Origin of the sequence: Rhodococcus zopfii NBRC 100606 = JCM 9919 (assembly GCF_001895025.1) — a bacterium.
In the GTDB taxonomy this organism is placed as follows: Bacteria; Actinomycetota; Actinomycetes; order Mycobacteriales; family Mycobacteriaceae; genus Rhodococcus; species Rhodococcus zopfii.
Genome location: NZ_BCXI01000134.1, coordinates 1 through 931 on the forward strand (window position 1 = coordinate 1; position 931 = coordinate 931).

The window sequence follows — 931 nt, forward strand, 5'->3', positions numbered from 1 at the left end:
CAGGGTTCGGGTGGATCAGCCGAACTTGTCCACGTGGATCCGGTCCAGGCCGGCGCCGCACTCGCGGAGCACCGCCATCGTCGCGTCGACCATCGGCGGGGGCCCGGCCAGGTAATAGCGGTGCGCCGGTGTGGCGATCTCACCCAGTGGGGTGGTCGCGAAGCCGCGACGACCCTCCCAGGTGTCATCGGCCTGCGTGACCACCGGCACGAGCTCCCCTTCGGGCAGTTGCGCGACCGCGGCCGCGAGCTCGTCCAGGCAGACCAGTTCCTCGGGCGTGTTGGCGCCGTACAGAACCGTGACCGGATGCGTACGGCGCCGCTCGGCCATGTGCCGGACCAGTGACAGCACCGGAGCCACGCCGGTACCGCCCGCGATCAGGATCGCGGGGGAATCGTCGTCGCGCAGCCACATGTCCCCGAAGGGAACCGCGATCGGCACCGATGCCCCGACCTCCAACGCATGCAGGGCAGTGCTGCCCGGACGGCCTTCGTAATGCTTTGCGACGAAAGTGATTTCGTCCCCCGGCCCGCCGTCCATCGAGTAGCAGCGCCGCAGATCCGGGCCCAGCTCGAGGATCGCGTACTGCCCCGGACGGAAGTCGGCCGGTGCATCGAGCGCGAAGGTGAACGAGCAGATGCCGGGCCCCAGTTCACGCTTGTCCACCAGCTGCGCGACGCGGTCGGTGGTCGGACGCTCCTCGAAGGGACCGAGCCGGGTGACCTTGAGCGTGACATCGGTCGTGGCGGTGGTCTGACAGGTCAGCTTGCGGCGCCGACGCTCGTCCCGCGGGTCGATGGCCGGTGCCTCGGGGAAGAGAAGCTCGACCTCCCCGGAGACCAGAGTCGCCTTGCACGTCCCGCACGAGCCCCAGCCGCACTCGAAGGGCAGCCACACGCCCGCGCGGCGACCCGCGGCGAGGATGTTCTCG

1 protein-coding gene is annotated in these 931 nt (G+C 70.0%); it reads right to left on the minus strand.

What is annotated here, in order from left to right:
• Positions 1-15 precede the first annotated feature (15 nt).
• On the minus strand, positions 16-931 hold a 916-nt coding region (locus tag RZ1_RS29455; RefSeq protein WP_072816495.1), incomplete at its 5' end, for a 2Fe-2S iron-sulfur cluster binding domain-containing protein.